This window comes from Sulfurospirillum tamanense (genome assembly GCF_016937535.1).
In the GTDB taxonomy this organism is placed as follows: domain Bacteria; phylum Campylobacterota; class Campylobacteria; order Campylobacterales; family Campylobacteraceae; genus Sulfurospirillum_B; species Sulfurospirillum_B tamanense.
On record NZ_JAFHKK010000017.1, the window covers coordinates 38229 to 56742 of the forward strand.

Genomic DNA, 18514 nt, shown 5'->3' on the forward strand with positions numbered 1-18514 from the left:
CGATGGTTGAGGAGAAAGCAGACAAAATGATGCTATATGTAAAATCAAAGCTTTTTAAGGAGAAGCAATGAATACCAAAAAAATAAAAATTGCCATTGTGGATGATGAGCAAGATATTTTAGAGATGATTTCAAAATACCTCATTCGTGAGGGGAGTTTTGATGTGCATACCTTTGCTAACCCTGTCAGTGCCCTTGGTCAGATTAATGAAACCTTTGATGTGGTGCTTTTGGACATCATGATGCCTCAGATGAACGGCCTTGATGTGCTTGTGAAGCTTCAAGAGCAAAAAATTCCAGCAAAGGTTATTATGATGACAGCGTATTCAACTCTTGATAAAGTCTTGAAATCTCACAGGGAAGGGGCAACGCATTACATCATGAAACCCTTTTCTTCTCTTCAGGATTTGGCCATAAAGATAAAAGAGGTGCTGTGAAACGCTCGTTTAGAGTGCTAAACCTTTCGCTCCTTTTTGGAGTTTTTGTAGTCATTGCTTTTGCGTTGTTTGTGCGTTATGACATGCTAAAGCAAGCCTATATTTTTGCCGAAAAACAACTTGTACGCTTTGATGTTAGGCACAAGGCAATTGAAGAAGACATGGCCCATAAAGCACTGCTTGGTGCAGAGTTTATAGCCCTTTCTCCCATGAGGGAAGCCATAGAAGCGCAGTGGAAGCAAGGCAAAAAGTCTTTACTTATTAGTGACATACAAGCAAGTGACCCTGACCTTGCACGCAATCTTGCCTCTTTGGGGATTGCGTGCGTGATACACGGGCATCAAGAGATGCTTCCCATGCTATTTGTTCCTGAGTGCAATGCGCCTGTTCTTGGTTTCAATGTTTTAGTGGGAGAAACAAGGGTCTATGTTGGCTTTTTGCTTGATAGGGTGTTTGAGCTTTTTAAAAGACACGATGACAAACCCTATGGATTGGCCCTAAAAAATGGCTTTTTTGAAGATCAAAACAGAGCCCTTGGTGCAATCAAGCATGGTTTTTTGATGGATTTTGCGCAGATGGAAACGCTTTTTTCTCATAGCAACAACACCTTTTTGAAGAACAAGCACGACGCGACCTTTGGTGCGCAAGAGCGTGCCGTTCTTTTGGTGGAAGATGAGATTTTGCTTGTACTTCCCTTTGTGCTTAATGAGAATTTTTTGGGTTATTTTATTAAAAAAGAGACTATTGAAACCCTTGTGGGAAGCAGACGTTACGTTAAAGAGACCTACGGCCCGCTAGGGGTTTTACTTTTGACCATGTTTGCTTTTGGTTATTTTATGTGGCAAAAAAAAGAGGCATTAAGAGCATTAAATAGCCACGTTTTGAAACAAAAAGAGCAAACAGAAGCGTTGATTGAAGAGGCGGAGTTTGGTGTGGCTTATGTGGATGCATCGGGTCTATTTTCTTACGCAAATGAAAAGTTTTTTGACTTGTTACATGTAGAGCCACGCTTTGTTTTGGGAGAAAATATTGCTTATTTTTTCGGTCGTGACCAAGCGCGAGAGATGGTTAAAAAAGCATTTGCTGGCGAGAAAATAAAAGCACGCCATTATTTTTGTTACCTTGATCAAACTACTGTTGATTTGGAAGTATTGATTCTTTTGAATCCAGAAAAAAATGCACTGCACTACATGATTTTTTCTCGCAAAGAAAAAACTGATCTTGAGCGCTTGTTAAAACGAACAAGTGTTTATTTTAATCATTCAGACTTGGGGCACATCATTACTGATGAAACTTTTGTGGTGATTGAATGCAATGACACACTAGAGCGCTTGTGTGGTTTTTCAAAAAAAGAGATTGTGGGTCAAAATATGGGTATTTTGTTTCATACGGGTATGCTGTTTGAAACATGGAAGAAAAACTACGCCCAAGCACTGTTGGAGCCAACGGGTGCGGGGTTTGAATACAGACTTTCCCACAAAACCAAAGGGGTATTTTGGGTGGAAATGTTTGGGAACACCTTTATCGAATCAGGAAGAAAGCAGTATATTTTCAGCATTCGCGATATTTCTGTTCGGGTTAATGCACGCAATACCATCCGAAGACTCAACGAAGGTTTGCAACAAAAATACAACGAACTCGAGACCATTTTGGAGGTCATTCCCCTGCCTGTTTTTATCAAAGATAAAGAGTTTCGCTACATAGGCTGCAATAGGGCATTTTGCGATTTTTTCAATGTCGAAAAAGAGCATATGATCGGCCAGACAGTTGCTGATTTATTCCCAGAGACATTTAGTAAACGTGTTCAAAAAAAAGACCAAATGATGCTCCAGCAAGATTTTCAGCAGTATAAAAGTGTTGTTGCACTTTCTGGTGACAAAAAAGAAGGCAAGGTGCTTGAATTTCACAAAAAAGCATTTTATAAAGAGGGGCAATTTGATGGATTTGTGGGGTTGGTTTTAGACATTACTAGCAAAGAAAAAGAGAAGCAAATTTTGAAAGAGGCGGTAAAAAGAGAGGTTGAGAAAAACATTCAAATCTTAGAGCAACACCAAGAAGAAAAAATCAAAGATGCCAAATTTAGCTCCATTGGGAAAATGGCCGCAGGTATTACCCATGAAATCAACACGCCATTGACGTATATTAAGGGGAATGTCGAACTTTTGCGTATGGATATCGAAAGCATCAAGGAAGAGTCACTGCGAGAGTCTATGCTCAAAGACACCCAAACCATTTTAGAAGGCTTGGGACGTATTGCTAATATTATCGAATCTATGCGTGAAGCATCCCAAAAAAGTAGCGAGACGCCCGAAGTCATTAATCTTTTTGAAACGTTGGTACACGCTTTGGTACTTTCCCATAATCGCGCAAAGCAGATTGTTGCTATTCGTGTCAATAGGACTCCTTTTAATCTTTCATTTTCAAAAGAGGCCTACCGCTTTACATGTAAAGTGCAAAAGCAAAGAATAGAGCAAGTGTGGATCATCATCCTCAATAACGCCTTGGATGAACTTATCAAGATAGATACATTTGAAAACCGTCTGCTTGATATTTGGATGCATTGCGATAAAGAAAGGATTATTGTGCGCTTTAAGGATAATGCTGGAGGAATTGATGCGAAAATTTTACCGACCTTGTTTGAACCCTTTGTTTCAACCAAAACAAGCTCTGGGATGGGAATTGGTCTGAATATTGCGCAAAAAATTGTAGGTGAGCAAAAAGGAACAATTCGCGCTTTCAATGAAGACCAAGGCGCAGTGCTTGAAGTGGTGCTCCCATCTTATAAGGAAAACAAATGAGAGAAGATATTTACAAAAGTATTTACAATACTATTGAGCAAGGGCTATACGTTTTTGATAAACGTGGAGAAATTATCTGCGTTAATCCTGCTGCTCAAAAGATTTTGGGTTTTAAAGAAGAGGAGTTGGTGGGAAAGATAGGCCATAATCTTTTTCATGCCCATGCATTAAACGGCTGTGTTTCGCTGGAGAACTGCCCCATCTACAAAGCTTTTTCAAAACAAAAATCTTTTACTGGCGAAGAGGTATTTTGTACGAAAGATGGAACCCTTCTTACGGTAGAAATTTCTTGTGTATGCTTGGAGAATGGGGAGTATCTAGTTCTTTTTCGCGATATTAGCTTGCGTAAAAAGCAAGAAGAAGAGATTCTCTCTTTGGCAAGCATTGTAAAAGAGACCCAAGATATTGTGGTGGTAAAAGACTTAGACTTGCGCGTGATTGCTACCAACAAATCGTTTGCGGCAGTTATTGGCAAAGAGAGCCCAGAAGAATTAGTTGGCAAAACCGATGCACAGATTTTTGAAATGGATGAAAATAAAGATCCCGTAAGAGGATACATGGAGGATGAGCGCAAGGCACAAACCCTTCCCAAGGGGGATTCCATTGATAAGGAAGAGCGGGTGATACGAGCTGATGGAAGCGTTGCTGTTTATAAAACTCGCAAATTTCCCATCTATAATCACGAAGATAAAGTGATTGCTACGGCTAATATCAGTGTTGATATTACCACCCAAAAAGAACAAGAAGAAGTGCTTAAGAGCCTACTCGCCAAAGAGAAGCAAAAAAATTCAGAGAGTGATATTTTTTATACAAAGATTTTTGAAACAGCCAATCTAGGCATTTGTCTTACCGATAAAGAGGGGCGTTTTGCGGTGGTAAATCCTGCCTATTGTAAGATTTATGGGTACAGCGAAGAAGAGCTTATCGGAGAGCATTTTACTAAAGTAGTTCCAGAAGAAAATCGCGACTTAATGAGAGAACTTCACGACACGTTTATTCAGGGCGGACAAGAAGAGATTCCTATAGAGTGGGACGTGGTGGGAAAAGAGGGTAAAAAATTGCATATTCTAGCAACAGCTGGAAAACTTGACAACATTGTTGGGGGTCCTTTTAAGATTACTACCATTACAGACATGACCGAAGCCCATGAAGCGAGATTGTTGCAAAAACACCAAGAAAGTCTGCTGATACAACAAAGCAAACTCGCCTCTATGGGGGAAATGCTTGGGGCCATTGCCCACCAGTGGCGACAACCTCTTAATGTTATTAATTGCACTACGCTGGATTTGCACCTTAAAAAACAGATGGGTGTACTGGAAGATGCTTACTTTAGTGAGGCGATAGCCAAGCTTGGGGAAATGACTCAGTCCATGAGTAAAACCATTGATGATTTTATGAATTTTTTTAAGCCAAGCAAAGAGAAAAAACACTTTTCTTTGCATACCTCAGTAGAGTATGCTATTCATATTTTATCAGCCCAACTAAAAAGCCATGGTATTGGTGTTGTGAATGAGATCGGCGAGGATGTGATGGTGTATGGTGTAAAAGGAGAGCTGGAGCAAGTGATTCTTAACCTGCTTTCTAATGCCCGTGATGCTTTTGAGGAAAAAGAAGTTCCTGTAAAAGAAATTCGGTTTTACGCATCTCCTTTGAAAGATGGGGGTGTTGAGTTGATAGTTGAAGATACGGCCGGGGGCATTGATGAGCCATTGCTTGGTAAGATATTTGATCCTTATTTTACGACTAAGGGTGACAAGCAAGGGACGGGAATTGGTTTATACATGTGCGTAACTATCATGGAAAAAACATTTAGAGGCTCAATTAGCGCTGTGAATTGGTATAATAATGCCAATCTTCGCGAAGGCGCAAAGATGCTGTTACGCTTTCCAAATAAGGAATATTGATGATGCAAATTGAAGCAATTGCGCGGTATGCCAAGGATTTGAGTGTGTTGTATGCAGAAGATGAACCGCACACACAAGAAGCAATGCGAAGCATTTTGTCTAACTTTTTTAAACACGTGTACGTGGCTAGTAATGGCGAAGAGGGATTGGAGCTTTTTAAAAACCACCAACCTGATTTGGTGCTCTCAGATATCAATATGCCCAAAGTAAACGGGCTAGAGATGGTACAGGCAATTCGTAGCGTTGATCAAGAAATTCCTGTGATGATTATCACAGCGTATAGTGATACACAGTATTTGATGGATTCTATTTTTCTTGGCATTGACCGCTATGTAAATAAGCCCTTAAACGACCAAGAGTTTTTTAAAAATCTCTTGGTGCTTCTGAAAAACATCCATCAAAAGCGGGAGGCCGAGGCATACCAAAAAGCGCAAATGCGAGACAAGCTTAATGCGGCTGCGCTTGAAGCATTAAAATCTACCTCAGACATTTATCCATCACCCACCTTTGTGTTTGATGCGCGCCGAAAACTTGTTTTTCTCAACAGTGCTGCAATGGCCATTTTGAGCCAAGAGGAGCTTGCTGGGTTGCTGGAGGGTGATTGCGTGGATAAATTTGTACTGCGTAAAAAAGGCTTTATGACAAGCATCCATGAAGAGGTAGAAGAGGGGCGTAAAGATCAAAAAATTATCTTGAAAACGAACGGTGCAGCGCGTATTTTTTTGCGCAATAAAGCGTTATTGCACTCGGCAGAGGAACCTCTTTTTCTCTTTAGCCTGACGGACATTACTCGTGTAGAGTATGAAAAGCAAAAAAGCCAAAACCTCTCAGCTTATTTGCATGAGATGTTGCGCCAAACACGAAAAACAAAAGAGCCTCAAAAGGTTGTGGTCCAAGATGCCCTGCAAAACAGTCCAAAAGAGACTCCCGCGCCTTCTTTGGAGCCTCAAAGTTACGAACAGATGCGTCTTAGTGCTATGCATGTTATCCATAAAGAGAGTGCTAAAGAGTATATAGAAAGCCTCAGTACGGAGGTTATGGAAGAGCTTCAAGAGATGGAAGAGCTAGAAAAAGAGATGCGCGATACTTTTATAGAACTAGAAGAACATTTCAATCTCGCTTCTTTGCACGGAGCCGCTAGATACTTTGAGCGCTATGGAAGAGTGATTGCGCAATTGATGGATTTTCAAGATGTGGCCTACAGTTTGCAAAATCTTTCAGAGTTTTTACAGGGGCTTATGGATGTAGAGTTTAACCAAAAAAAGATGCTCATCTTGCTTCAGTCGGTGGGCGAAGATTTGGCTAACTGGCGTGAAACCATTTTTGTAAACCAAGCTTCCAATGATATCCACTACCTTGATGCATCCTTGTTGAGTTCTTGTTTGCAGATTAAGATGGATTTTGGTGAAAGCGACACCGAAAGCGACGACTTGGAGTTATTCTGATGCCACTGCATATATTACAAAACATTGCAAAAAACCTTAAGGTGCTTTATGTGGAGGATGATCCAGAGATAGCCACGGTGCTTTCTTCGGTATTGAACGTCTTTTTTAAAGAAGTCTTACATGTAAACAACGGTGAAGAAGGATTGGCCGCATACGACGCCTATGCACCCCATTTGATTATCTCAGATATTTCGATGCCAAAAATGAATGGCATTGTGATGTGTGAAACCATTAAGGCGCGCAATCCGCAGCAGCGGTTTATTTTTTCTACTGCCCACAGCGAAAGCCATTTTTTGCTACAAGCAATTGCTTTGAATGCGGATGGGTATATCCTAAAACCCATTGAACACAATCAATTCATTGCGTTGCTTACAAAAGTCTGCCAAGAAATTCAACGAGAGATGGATGCTCGTTCCTACCAAACGCAGCTTGAGTTACATGTAAAAGAAAAAACAAAAGAGATTCAAATAGCCAATGCCAAGTTGCGCGAACTCAATCAAGAGATTCACCACACTTTGGAGAGTACTATTTTATCGCTATCGGGAGTGGCAGAATCTCGCTCTCATGAGACAGGCTTACATGTAAAGCGGGTAGCTACGTATGCAGAATTTTTTGCCAAAGAACTTGGCCTGTCAAAGTCTGAGACAGACACCCTGCGCATTGTTTCACCTATGCATGACATTGGAAAAATTGCCATTGAAGATCACATCTTAAAAAAGCCAGGCAAACTCACAGAATCTGAGTATGTGCGCATGCAAGAGCACGCGCGCTTGGGGTATGAGATGTTGCACGATTCCAATTTGCCTTTATTTCAATATGCTGCTATTGTGGCGCATGAGCACCATGAAAAATTTAACGGCAAGGGTTATCCGCGAGGATTAAAAGGGGAAAAGATTCATATCTTTGGGCGCATTACAGCTTTTGCTGATGTGTTTGATGCACTCATTAGTGAACGTGTTTACAAAAAGCCTTGGCCTATTGAGCGCATTAAAATACTTATGGAAGAAGAAGCAGGAGAGCACTTTGACCCTGATATTGTGCGTATTTTTTTGCATCATATGGATTTCTTTATGCACACCAATGCAAGCTTAAAAGACACCACTTCTACCCCTTACATGTAGCCATATAGGCTATCATGTCACAGTAATTATGCACAAAAGGACACGATGTAATGTATGAAATTATGCAAAAAAAGTTGCTAGCCCCTGGGATTGTTTCCATGGATATTTATGCACCTCTTTTGGCTGCGTCTGCAAAGCCTGGGCAGTTTTTGATTGTTAAAATGGATGAATTTGGCGAGCGCATTCCCTTGACTGTATGCGACGAAGACAAGGAGAAAGGCACTATTACCATCGTGTTTATGGCTATTGGCAAGAGTACGCAAGTTATGGCACAGATGGAAGTGGGAGATGCCTTTAGTGATGTGGTGGGTCCCCTTGGGCGCATGAGTGAATTTATCCAGATGGATAAAGCACAGCTTGCTAAAGAGCGTGTAGTCTTTGTAGCAGGGGGTGTTGGAACCGCGCCTGTGTACCCGCAGGTCAAGTGGTTTGTAGACCAAGGGCTAGAGGTAGATGTTATCATTGGCGCGCGCTCCCGTGAATTAGTGATTTTAGAAGAGGCATTTCGTGCGCTCACGCCCAACGTGCACGTGTGTACGGATGATGGCACTTACGGGTTTAATGGCAACGTGACCCAGCTTTTAGAGCATCTGATGGCCAATGAGCACAAGCCCTTTACTCACATGGTTGCTATTGGTCCGATGATTATGATGAAATTTGCCACCTTGATGGCTAAAAAACTGGGCCTTGATGCAACCGTGAGCATGAACCCTTTGATGGTGGATGGCACGGGCATGTGCGGGGCCTGTCGGGTCATGATAGACGGCAAAGTCAAATTTGCTTGTGTGGATGGGCCAGAATTTGACGGGCACAAGGTAGATTTTGATGAAGCACAACGCCGTTTATGCCTTAAAGCCCAAGAGAAGCTTCCTAGCTGTGAAGAGGAAAATCCCAACTGCCCCACTCACCAAGAATCACAAAAAGAACCTAAACGAAAAGTGCATCCCAAGATGGCTGATGCCGCATGGCGCGTGGGCAATTTTGCAGAAGTCAACCTTGGCTACACCATGGAAGAAGCCATCATCGAGGCCAACCGTTGCTTGGACTGTAAAACCCCCTCTTGCGTTTTGTCTTGCCCAGTGGGCGTGGATATTCCTGGTTTCATTCGAAAGCTAAAAACAGGAGACATGCAAGGTGCGGCCCAGTTGTTGGCCCAGCACACCAAACTCCCTTCGGTGTGTGGAAGGGTTTGTCCTCAGGAAAAACAGTGTGAGATGGTGTGCGTGACGGGCATCAAAAAAGACCCTGTTTCGATTGGGCTTTTGGAGCGCTTTGTGGGGGATTGGGCACTGGAAAATCTCGTTGTAGCCCCAGTGGAAAAAAACGGCAAAAAAGTCGCCGTAGTGGGAAGTGGCCCTGCCGGACTAGCAGCAGCAGCGGAGCTTGCTTCGTTGGGGTATGGGGTTGAGGTGTTTGAATCTTTGCATAAACTTGGCGGGGTTTTGGCTTATGGCATCCCCTCTTTTCGCCTCCCTAAAGAGATTGTTGCGGGCGAAATTGGGCGGATAGAATCCCTTGGTGTGCTTTTTCACACCAATGTTGTTGTCGGAAAAACCCTTGATGTGGACACGTTGCTAGCAGGCGATTTTGATGCTGTTTTTATTGGGAGCGGGGCAGGTTTCCCACGTTTTATGGGTATCAAGGGCGAAAATGCGCTAGGCGTGCTCTCTGCTAATGAGTTTCTTACTCGCGTTAACCTTATGCGTGGTCACGAAGAGGGGTATCAAACACCCACCACCATCGGCCAAAAAGTCGTGGTGGTGGGAGCGGGTAATGTCTCCATGGATGCCGCGCGTGTGGCCAAGCGCTTGGGCGCTGTGACGTGCGTCGTGTACCGTCGCAGCGAAGCGGAAATCCCCGCGCGCGCCGAAGAGGTGGAGCACGCCAAGGAGGAGGGTGTGGCGTTTCATTTGCTCACCAATCCTGTGGAAATTCTCAGTGATGAGAGCGGTCACGTGTGTGGGGTAAAGTGTGTTCAAATGACCCTCGGGGAGCCTGATGCAGACGGACGGCGCAGTCCTAGGGCGCTAGAGGGATCTGAATTTGTTTTGGAGGCCGATACGGTCATCATGTCCATTGGTACGATGCCAAACGACCTTGTAACTGCAAGCACCAAGGGCCTTGAAGTGGGTCGGCAAGGAACTATTTTAGTGCGCGAAAACAGTACTCAAACTTCTCGCAAAGGGGTATTTGCAGGGGGTGACATTGTCACAGGCGCGGCTACGGTCATTGAGGCAATGGGTGCTGGCAAACAAGCCGCAATGGAGATTGATAAGTACATTAGAGGTCTTTAGGCCTCTTGTGCCATCTCTACAAACAAAAAATGCGCAGGGGTTGTGGCCTTTACATGTAAAGCCTCTTCATTAGTAATTTCAGCCCCATCTCCTGCCTCAATGGGTGTGCCATTTAACAAAGCGCTCCCTTCAATTTGCACAAAATAGAGCTGGCGGTTTGGGGTAATGGGAACACTAAGAGCACTGTTCGCGTCTAATTCGCTCACCCAAATTGAGGCGTCTTGGTGTAGTTTTACCCCGCCTTCTTTTGACACTAACGGCAAAAGGGTATTGTGGCGCATTTCTTTAGAAAAACGGCGCGACCCATACAAGGTTGGTAAGCCTTTTTCGGGCGGTAAAATCCACAGTTGCAAGAGCCGTAAAGGCGTGATTGCATGGCGGTTATACTCGGAATGCTCAACCCCATTGCCCGCACTCATGTACTGCATGTCGCCTCGGGATAGGGTTTCTGCGTTACCTAGCGAATCTTTATGGGTGAGTTCGCCCTCGATGACATAGGTGATGATTTCCATGTCGCGGTGCGGGTGGGTGTCAAACCCGCTTTGGGGAGCAATGATGTCATCATTGAGCACGCGCAACACGCCAAAACGAACATTGTTGGGGTTGTGGTATTGGGCAAAAGAGAAGTGAAAACGGCTTGTTAGCCACCCTTGTTGAGAGGTAAAAAGAGACGATGAAGAGCGCACTGTAATCATGAGGGTTCCTTTTTTTAAGAAAGGTATATGTAACAACGCAGTTACATGAGGTTTTCAAAACAGAGTATAATGCCAAAAAATTAACAACAAGGAAACGCCGTGGGCCAATACCTGAGTCTTCAAAAAGCTCCCGAATATATTAAGTTTAGTATCACATTTCTTTTATTTGTGTTGGTTAAAGATTTTTCAGCGGTAGATTCTTTCTCAACTTTGGCGGTAGCGCTGCTTGAATTTATCATCATTCTTGAGTTGGTTCATATGCTCATTGGCTTTTTGTTTAATGAGGGAAATCGTATTAAATTACGCTTGATGATTGATTCGACCATTGTTTTTTTCATTCGTGACATCATGCTCATCGTTAATGACAAATTTGATATGGCAAAAATTGTTTCAGTGTTGGGCATCATTGCGGCGCTGTTTGTGTTTCGCATTGTTGCTACGAAGTACAGTCCGTCGGTCATCGAAGAGGAAATTAGTGGACGTATTAAAAAAATAGGATGATACAAAACTTCCCATTTTTAAAAGAACTGTTTTAAAAATAGTTCTTGCCATGCTTTTTTCATGGGGGCTTGTGTATCCTAGAAAGATTTCATGCTAAAGGCAACAAGGATGTTAGAGCGTCAATTTCAAAAGATAGCACTGCTTTTTGGATTTTTATTTTTAGGGGTTTTTGCCCTTTCTTGGATAGTGCAAAGCCCTGTGTTTGTGGGCACCATGGCACTGTGTTTAGCAATAGTGTGCGCCGCAGCTATGTACGGCGGTGTTGTTCGTCCTGTTGCAAAATCTCTCACGTTGCTCGAATCTCTTGATGCGCGTCAAAAAGAGGAGCGTGAAGCCATTAAGCAGACGTTTGATGGGACGCAAAAACCTTGGTTGAAAAAACTTTTTGGAAAAGTGTATGCCTTGATTGGTATCTTGACCCGTTTAAGTGAAAACTACTCTGAAAGTGCGGGTAAAAACTCTATTGCTACGGCCCAATTAATGTTTTCTATCGACACAATGTCTAAAAAACTCGAAGAAAAAGCAGCATCAATTCTAGAAATTTCAGCTTCAGCGCAAAATATTTTTGAACATGTAACCAAAGTCAGTGTCAATTCTCAAGAGGCTTCTAATTTTGCTAAGCTCTCCATGCGCGAGAGCACAAAAAGCATGGAAGAATTAAATGAAATCATTCAAAGCATGGAAACCATCAACCTTCAAACCACAGAATCCTCCACTAAGGTTAATGATTTAAAAGAAAAATCTATTACGATTCACAATGTAACGACAGTGATTGATGACATTGCAGATCAGACCAATCTTTTGGCTCTTAATGCCGCTATTGAGGCTGCGCGAGCAGGGGAGCACGGGCGTGGGTTTGCGGTGGTGGCAGAAGAGGTGCGCAATTTAGCAGAACGCACTTCAAAATCTACAGGTGAAGTAACAATCATCGTGAAGCAAATCCAACAAGACACAAACGAGGTTTTTGCAAGTATGGAGGCGTTGCGTGGTGCCATTGAAAAAGCCAGCACAAAAGTGTCGCACGTGGGTGAAGAGATTAAACACTTTATCACCAATGCACAAAAAATAGAAGAGCAGATTGATGCTATCGCAAAAAGTTCAGACTACAACAGTGACCAGTTGCTTACCATTCGTGATGCCATTGCAAAAATTAGTGAACAACTGGAATCTGGCACCAAAGAGATGCGCGAGATTTCAGGCCAAACCGAAGCGATTATCGCAGGGGCTGAGGTGGCCCATGAAAGCTTGAGCGCTTTTGCTATGGATGCTTACCATGAAAAAATGTTTGGTTTGTGTAAAGAAGCTAAAAAAGCCGTAGAAAGTGCCTTCGAAGGGGCAATTTCAAGTGGGAAACTAAGTCAAGAAGATGTGTTTGACACAGCATTTAAGCCCATTCCAAACACTAATCCTCAAAAGTATACCACCCGATATGACAGTTTTACCGATAAAGTTTTTGCACCCATTGTGGATGCTATCATGAAAGAAAACACCAATGCACTCTACGCAGTAGCTATGCATAAATCAGGTTATATTTCTACCCACAACGCCAGAGCACCCTTGAGTGGAAATTATGAAAAAGACCTTTTTGCTAACCGCTCTAAGCGCATTTTTACCGATCGAGGTGTGCGTGGAGCTAACCATGAAAAACCTGTTTTATTGCAAACATACCGCAGGGAAGATGGGGTAATTATGCATGATATTTCTGTGCCCATTTATGTAGGAGGGCGACACTGGGGCGGGTTTCGCATTGGCTACAAACCCAGTGCCGCATAATTTTTGTTGATACAGTTATAAACTTTTTGGCTTTTGCATCTTGCACGGTACCCCAAAGGCAACTGTGTTGGGGTCGATGTTTGAAATAACCACGGACCCAGCCCCAATGGCACTTTCTCTACCGATGTGGATATTTTGAATCACACAAGACCCAATGCCTACATGTACCAAATCTTCTACAATCACTTTGCGGGCAATGGAGACATTAGGGGAGATGTGTGTAAAGTCTCCTACACTGCTTTCGTGTTCTACAATAGCACCCGAATTTAAAATCACCCCATCTCCAATGCGTGCTTTTGCATTGACGACCACATTGGGCATCACAACAGTTCCTTGACCAAGGGTAGCACTTGGAGAGATGACTGCTGTGGGGTGGATAAGGGTGGCAATTTCAAAACCTTGCGCGACGAGTTTTGTAAAGAGTGCTTTGCGGGTGTGGTTGCTAGCAACTCCAAGGGCAACTGGGATTTTTTGGTCTGAAGAAATGGCATCAAGCCCAGAGTGGTCTGAATCTGTACCGTCAATGTAGACTATTTCTTCATATCCACATGCTTGGGCGATGTCAGCAAGCACAAGCCCGTGACCAGAAGAGCCGTAGATGTAAATGACTTTCATGGGAATCCTTTGGTGATTTTTTATGCTAGATTATAGCGCAGACTTCTTAGCAAATCCCTTGAAAAACGCTCCACATGTCCCGCCTAAGCACAGTTTTGGTAAAATACTCCTTTTTTACTTTGGAGCGCGTATGAGACAGTATGTTTTGAAAATTGATTGCAAAGACGAAAAAGGGCTGATTTATCGCATTGCTGATGTGGTCTTTAAATACCAACTTAACATTGTGAAAAACGATGAGTTTGTAGATGCTGAGCGAGGGCGGTTTTTTATGCGCGCGGTGCTTAGCGGAGAAGCAGATATGGGAGCATTTCAAGGGACCCTTGGGGCGATGTTGCCAAGCGATGCGGCGATTTATTGCAGCCAAGAGCGCAAGAAAAACATTGTAATTATGGGGACCAAAGAGAGCCATTGTTTGGGTGATATTTTGCTTAAACATGATAGCAATGACCTCAATGCCAATATCTTAGCCATCGTTTCAAATTACGATGATTTGCGCCCTCTAGCGCAAAAGTTTGACATTCCCTACCATTATGTTTCCCATGCAGGTTTAGAGCGCGAAACGCATGAAGCGAGGGTTCTTGAAGTGTTAGGGGATTATACGATTGACTTTTTAGTGCTGGCTAAATACATGCGGATTCTTTCACCTTCGTTTGTGTCGCACTATGCCAAAAAAACCATCAACATTCACCACTCCTTTTTGCCTGCTTTTATTGGCGCTAATCCCTACAAGCAAGCCCATGAGCGGGGGGTAAAAATCATTGGCGCGACGGCGCATTTTGTGACTAATGACTTGGATGAGGGGCCCATCATCGCTCAAGATGTCATTCATGTGAGCCATGAGATGGGCTGGAAAGAGATGCAGCGTGCGGGGCGAAATGTCGAAAAAGTCGTGCTTTCTAATGCTCTTGATTTAGCTTTAGAAGACCGCATTTTTGTACATGAAAATAAGACGATTATTTTCTAATGTTTAACATCGTTTTAGTACATCCGCAAATCCCCCAAAACACGGGAAGCATTGGGCGCATGTGTGTCAATACCGATTGCGCGCTTCACATCATTAAGCCCACAGTGTTTGATTTGAGTGAAAAAGCCGTACGGCGCGCGGGGCTTGATTATTGGCATTTGCTAGAGCTACATGTATGGGAAAATGTGGAAGCGTTTTTGGAAGCAAATGCCACCAAAGAAGAGCGCTTTTTTTACGCTACGACCAAAACCAAACAGCGTTATTTTGACGTGCGGTATCAGCCTGGGGATTTTTTGTTCTTTGGAGGCGAATCTACAGGGCTTCCCATGGAGCTCATGCAACGGCGTTTTGAAAATGCTGTGACTATTCCCATGGGAAAACAAGGGCGTAGCCTCAACCAAGCCACCAGCGCAGGGATTGTGTTGTATGAAGCCATTCGTCAAAACTACGAGGCGTTTGCGGCGCTGTGAATTCTCCTTTTGATATCGTTATTTTGGGTGCGGGTGCTTCGGGATTGATGGCTGGAGCCCTTTTGCCTAAGCACTACCGTATTGCTTTTGTGGAGCCCAATGCTAAGATTGGGATGAAAATCCTAGTGAGTGGTGGCGGCAAGTGCAATCTTACTAACCGCCGTGTAGAGCCGCAAGATTACCTTGGTGACCCGGAATTTATCGCACCGGTTTTAAAAGGGTTTATGCCCAAAGAGACGTTAGCCTTTTTTAAGGATGTTGCGCTAGAAGAGCGTGATAGGGGTAAACTTTTTGGAAAGCACAGTGCCAAAGACGTGGTTAGGGTGCTTGAAAAAGAGACCTCCCATTGTGCCTTTTTCTTAGGGCGCCGTTGTACGGATGTGGAAAAACAAGCCGATGGTTTTGTGGTGAAAACAGACAAAATACGCCTTACATGTAAACGGGTGATAGTGGCAAGTGGGGGTTTGAGTTGGCCAGTGATTGGTGCATCAGACATTGGGCACCGCATTGCTCAGCATTTTGGACACACACTCACGCCCCCTTTTCCCGCACTCGTGGGCCTAACGGTGCAAAAAGAGCAATTTTGGATGAAAGACCTCAGCGGCATCTCTTTCCCCGTGCGCGTTACATGTAAAGAGCGCGTGTGTGAGGGTGAGTTGCTTTTTTCTCACAAAGGGGTGAGCGGGCCTGTGATTATGGATGCGTCGTTGTTTTGGAGTAAGGGGAGCATATTGGTAGATTTTCTTCCTGATGTCTCAGTGCCCTCCCTTGTCGTTGCTTCTCCTAAAAAACAGCCCAGTTCCCTTATTCCACTGCCAAAACGTTTTGTAAAATCCTTTTTAGAAGCCCTTGGTCTTGAAGAGAAGCCTGTTGGTCGGTATACCAAAGAAGAATTAACCCGCCTTTACACCCTTCATGGGTACTCTTTTTCACCTGCAGGAACTGTGGGTTACGCCAAGGCTGAAGCAACCAAAGGGGGTGTTTGCACCTTTGAAATCAATCCAAAAACCCTAGAAAGCAAGCAGTGCGAGGGGCTTTATTTTTTGGGCGAAGTGTTGGACGTGACAGGAAAACTTGGTGGATACAACTTGCAGTGGGCGTTTGCTTCTGCTGCTCAATGTGCCCGTGGGTTAACCTAAAAATTCAATCCTGTTTTTGCCTTTACTTTTAGAGGAGTAAAGCGCCTCATCGGCACGTTTAAGTAAATCATCTTGGGTGTCGGTGGGCTTAATTTCAGTGATGCCAAAGCTACATGTAATATGTTCGACATTTTTAAAATGGTGTGAACTGACTAGGTGTCGGAGTTTTTCGGTGATTTTCAAAGCACCTTCTAGTGAAGTTTTGGGTGCAATAACTGCAAACTCTTCCCCTCCCCATCTGGCAAAGGTGTCTACATCGCGCAAGTTTTTTGCCACCAAAGCGCTAAGTTCTTGCAAAATCGAATCTCCTACCAAATGGCCATGGGTGTCGTTGACGGCTTTAAAATCATCAATATCAAACAAGATAAAAGCACTTTGTTCATCGGGATAGCGCTGGGCGATATGCAGCGCGCTAATGAGGGTTTCGTTGAGTTTTTTGCGGTTATAAATCTGTGTGAGCTCATCGATGTAGATAAGTCCTTTGATGCGCACTTCATTGCTGATGTCTTTGGCAAAAACAAGGTAGCCTGTCTTGGTGCCATCTTTGGAAAATTGTGCAATGAGGGAGCAGTGAAGCCAGTATGTGTTGCCATCTTTGCGCTCAAAAGAGAGTTTACCCTCCCAGTCGGCTTTGGTGCGCATGCGCTCCCTGAGTTCTACAATGGACTCAGGAGGTTCAATACAAAAATGGTACCACCCTTTGCCGACCAATTCGCTTTTGCTAAACCCACTAACGTGTGCCATTGCTTCACTGGCTTCTGTGATAACACCAACGGTATCAAGTTTCACATAAATGGCATAGCGGTTGATGATGCTGTGGTCTTGAGCGAGTTTTTGTTTTTGCGTGTTGTTTTCTTCAAGAGCCCGCTCTAGGCTAAGTTGGTAGTTCTTGCGTTCGGTGATTTCTTGCATAATGCCCACTGCCCCAACAATGTGTTCGTTTTCTTTTAACACATTTTTATGGATAACAAAATCCCGCAACACGCCACCAATAGACATGCGGTATTCGTAGGAAAAAGGGTGTTGGATTTTAAGAACATAAGCATTAGCATTACGCGCTTCCTCTGCGGCAACCTTGTCCATGATTTCTTCAAATAAAGCACCCATAATCTGTTCTTTGGAGAGTCTGAAAAGTTTTGCAAACGCCTCATTGCACTCAACAAAACGGCCCTCTTTGTCGTTTAAAAAAGCAGGAAGAGGAATGGTGTGAAATAAAGAGCGCATAAAAGAGTTGTGTTTTACTAGTGCGTCGGTGCGCTCTTGAACCGTCTCTTCGATTGCTTCATCGTGTTGCACAAGGGTGCGGGCAAGGTTTTTTTGTTTTTGATAGAGGGCAAACATAATAAGCCCCAGCACAAGTAAAATAGCACTAAAAAGAAAATCTTGCACCGCTTGTTTGTAGAGGGTTGCGATAGTAAGGTTGTTTTGAACTGCTAGGAGTTCACCCGAAACAGACCCATCTACCTCGGGAATCGCAAGAGTAAAACTAAGATAAGAAGAGGAGAGGGGCTGTTTTTGGTTTTCGTAATAGGTTAATAGCGTGTTGCTTGTTACCCCCTTTGATAAAGAATCTTGAAGGGGTTTTAAGATATTTTGACCTGTTTGAGAATCTTTTAAGATAAGTGCTTGATGGTACTCTTTGAGTAAAGGGATGGTTCTTTGCATGAGGGTTTCAAAGGGAAGACTCATCTCGATATAACCCACAAAAGCACGCTCAGCATACAGCGGAAAAAAATAGTGGTAATCCCCAGAAATGCTATTGAGGCCTTCGGAAAATCGAGGGGTGTCGTAGAGATTTTTGATGGACGCAAGGTGCAAGAGGTTGTCCCCGTAAGTGAGGGGGTCAAAAAGTTGTACAAAACGTTCGCCAGTGCGCAAGTGCAGCTGAAGCTGATTGAATCCGTGGGGTGAAAGATGGGATTCAAAAACAGGCTTTAGGGCTTGAAAAATGGTCTTGCGTAAATGTTCTTTGGTTTCCAAAGAAGCTTCAGATGCGTTAGCCACCATAGTGGTAAATTCACGAAAATAAATCATTCCCTCAAAAACATGTAACGGAAGAAGTCGAAAAGTGTTTAGGGTGGTTTGATAGGTGGCTACAAAATGGGATTTACTCAACTCTGCTTGGGTTTTTGCATCGTTGTTGTAGCGCTGGAGTAAAAAGTAGCTCGCCGCACCTTGCAAAAGGCAATAAAGAAGTACATAACTACTTAAAAGGCGCAGTCGTTTCACCAGTTGGTCATCCTTGTAAGATTTTGGGAAAGTCAACATTGTATCAAAATAGACTAAAAAATCTCTATAGCCACGCAAGGTTACACAAGTTTTTTGCTGAAAAGACTTCTTGTAAAACTGCAAGAAGTTT

General features: G+C 43.5%; 14 protein-coding genes. 11 read left to right on the plus strand and 3 right to left on the minus strand.

Translation table 11 applies throughout. From position 1 onward, the window contains the following. Positions 1 to 67: 67 nt before the first annotated feature. The 6 genes from JWV37_RS08420 to gltA are packed head-to-tail and all read left to right on the plus strand — an operon-like array spanning position 68 to position 9998. Positions 68 to 436 carry a response regulator gene (locus JWV37_RS08420; protein ID WP_205459351.1) on the plus strand — a complete coding sequence of 123 codons (369 nt, stop codon included), beginning with the start codon at positions 68 to 70 and terminating at the stop codon, positions 434 to 436. Then, positions 433 to 3234 (plus strand): PAS domain-containing sensor histidine kinase, encoded by a 2802-nt coding sequence (locus JWV37_RS12935; RefSeq protein WP_205459352.1) that lies wholly within the window; start codon positions 433 to 435, stop codon positions 3232 to 3234. The genes JWV37_RS08420 and JWV37_RS12935 overlap by 4 nt, the downstream gene beginning before the upstream one ends. Beyond that, positions 3231 to 5138 carry a PAS domain-containing sensor histidine kinase gene (locus tag JWV37_RS08430; protein WP_205459353.1) on the plus strand — a complete coding sequence of 636 codons (1908 nt, stop codon included), beginning with the start codon at positions 3231 to 3233 and terminating at the stop codon, positions 5136 to 5138. The genes JWV37_RS12935 and JWV37_RS08430 overlap by 4 nt, the downstream gene beginning before the upstream one ends. Further along, positions 5138 to 6583 carry a response regulator transcription factor gene (locus tag JWV37_RS08435; protein WP_205459354.1) on the plus strand — a complete coding sequence of 482 codons (1446 nt, stop codon included), beginning with the start codon at positions 5138 to 5140 and terminating at the stop codon, positions 6581 to 6583. The genes JWV37_RS08430 and JWV37_RS08435 overlap by 1 nt, the downstream gene beginning before the upstream one ends. Further along, positions 6583 to 7704, plus strand: a complete 1122-nt coding sequence (locus JWV37_RS08440; protein ID WP_205459355.1) for an HD domain-containing phosphohydrolase — start codon at positions 6583 to 6585, stop codon at positions 7702 to 7704. The genes JWV37_RS08435 and JWV37_RS08440 overlap by 1 nt, the downstream gene beginning before the upstream one ends. 50 nt (positions 7705 to 7754) lie before the next feature. Next, positions 7755 to 9998: an NADPH-dependent glutamate synthase gene (gene gltA / locus JWV37_RS08445; RefSeq protein WP_205459356.1), complete on the plus strand. Its 2244-nt coding sequence runs from the start codon at positions 7755 to 7757 to the stop codon at positions 9996 to 9998. Here the strand turns inward: gltA and JWV37_RS08450 are convergent. Further along, a complete protein-coding gene (locus JWV37_RS08450) occupies positions 9995 to 10693 on the minus strand; it encodes a pirin family protein (protein ID WP_205459357.1) in 699 nt (232 codons plus the stop codon). The two genes, gltA and JWV37_RS08450, sit on opposite strands and share 4 nt — an antisense overlap. Before the next feature lie 99 nt (positions 10694 to 10792). Between JWV37_RS08450 and JWV37_RS08455 the strand changes: the two genes are divergently transcribed. Together JWV37_RS08455 and JWV37_RS08460 are read left to right on the plus strand one after the other, a co-directional pair. Next, the gene (locus JWV37_RS08455; RefSeq protein WP_205459358.1) at positions 10793 to 11194 is read left to right on the plus strand and encodes a phosphate-starvation-inducible PsiE family protein; all 402 of its coding nucleotides are present in this window, start codon (positions 10793 to 10795) and stop codon (positions 11192 to 11194) included. A 108-nt stretch (positions 11195 to 11302) separates the two neighbouring features. Then, positions 11303 to 12967: a methyl-accepting chemotaxis protein gene (locus JWV37_RS08460; RefSeq protein WP_240332120.1), complete on the plus strand. Its 1665-nt coding sequence runs from the start codon at positions 11303 to 11305 to the stop codon at positions 12965 to 12967. A gap of 15 nt (positions 12968 to 12982) precedes the next feature. Here the strand turns inward: JWV37_RS08460 and JWV37_RS08465 are convergent, their stop codons facing one another. Beyond that, positions 12983 to 13582 (minus strand): acetyltransferase, encoded by a 600-nt coding sequence (locus JWV37_RS08465; protein WP_205459360.1) that lies wholly within the window; start codon positions 13580 to 13582, stop codon positions 12983 to 12985. Positions 13583 to 13712: 130 nt separating this feature from the next. On the opposite strand from JWV37_RS08465, the gene purU reads away from it, so the two are divergent. Genes purU through JWV37_RS08480 form a run of 3 tightly spaced genes read left to right on the plus strand, consistent with a single transcriptional unit; the run spans position 13713 to position 16155 of the window. Beyond that, positions 13713 to 14546: a formyltetrahydrofolate deformylase gene (gene purU / locus JWV37_RS08470; protein WP_205459361.1), complete on the plus strand. Its 834-nt coding sequence runs from the start codon at positions 13713 to 13715 to the stop codon at positions 14544 to 14546. Further along, positions 14546 to 15016: a tRNA (cytidine(34)-2'-O)-methyltransferase gene (locus tag JWV37_RS08475; protein WP_205459362.1), complete on the plus strand. Its 471-nt coding sequence runs from the start codon at positions 14546 to 14548 to the stop codon at positions 15014 to 15016. Before purU ends, JWV37_RS08475 begins: the two co-directional genes overlap by 1 nt. After that, complete coding sequence (locus tag JWV37_RS08480) at positions 15013 to 16155, plus strand: BaiN/RdsA family NAD(P)/FAD-dependent oxidoreductase (protein ID WP_369407670.1); 1143 nt, start codon at positions 15013 to 15015, stop codon at positions 16153 to 16155. Before JWV37_RS08475 ends, JWV37_RS08480 begins: the two co-directional genes overlap by 4 nt. Here the strand turns inward: JWV37_RS08480 and JWV37_RS08485 are convergent. Then, positions 16147 to 18384, minus strand: a complete 2238-nt coding sequence (locus JWV37_RS08485) for a diguanylate cyclase (RefSeq protein WP_205459363.1) — start codon at positions 18382 to 18384, stop codon at positions 16147 to 16149. The genes JWV37_RS08480 and JWV37_RS08485 overlap by 9 nt on opposite strands. Between the last annotated feature and the right edge of the window lie 130 nt (positions 18385 to 18514).

Coding starts and splice junctions, on each gene's coding strand:
- JWV37_RS08430 (WP_205459353.1), top strand. CDS start 3,231: ATGAGAGAAGATATTTACAAAAGTATTTACAATACTATTGAGCAAGGG.
- JWV37_RS08475 (WP_205459362.1), top strand. CDS start 14,546: ATGTTTAACATCGTTTTAGTACATCCGCAAATCCCCCAAAACACGGGA.
- JWV37_RS08420 (WP_205459351.1), top strand. CDS start 68: ATGAATACCAAAAAAATAAAAATTGCCATTGTGGATGATGAGCAAGAT.
- gltA (WP_205459356.1), top strand. CDS start 7,755: ATGTATGAAATTATGCAAAAAAAGTTGCTAGCCCCTGGGATTGTTTCC.
- purU (WP_205459361.1), top strand. CDS start 13,713: ATGAGACAGTATGTTTTGAAAATTGATTGCAAAGACGAAAAAGGGCTG.
- JWV37_RS08440 (WP_205459355.1), top strand. CDS start 6,583: ATGCCACTGCATATATTACAAAACATTGCAAAAAACCTTAAGGTGCTT.
- JWV37_RS08450 (WP_205459357.1), bottom strand. CDS start 10,693: ATGATTACAGTGCGCTCTTCATCGTCTCTTTTTACCTCTCAACAAGGG.
- JWV37_RS08435 (WP_205459354.1), top strand. CDS start 5,138: ATGATGCAAATTGAAGCAATTGCGCGGTATGCCAAGGATTTGAGTGTG.
- JWV37_RS08460 (WP_240332120.1), top strand. CDS start 11,303: ATGTTAGAGCGTCAATTTCAAAAGATAGCACTGCTTTTTGGATTTTTA.
- JWV37_RS08465 (WP_205459360.1), bottom strand. CDS start 13,582: ATGAAAGTCATTTACATCTACGGCTCTTCTGGTCACGGGCTTGTGCTT.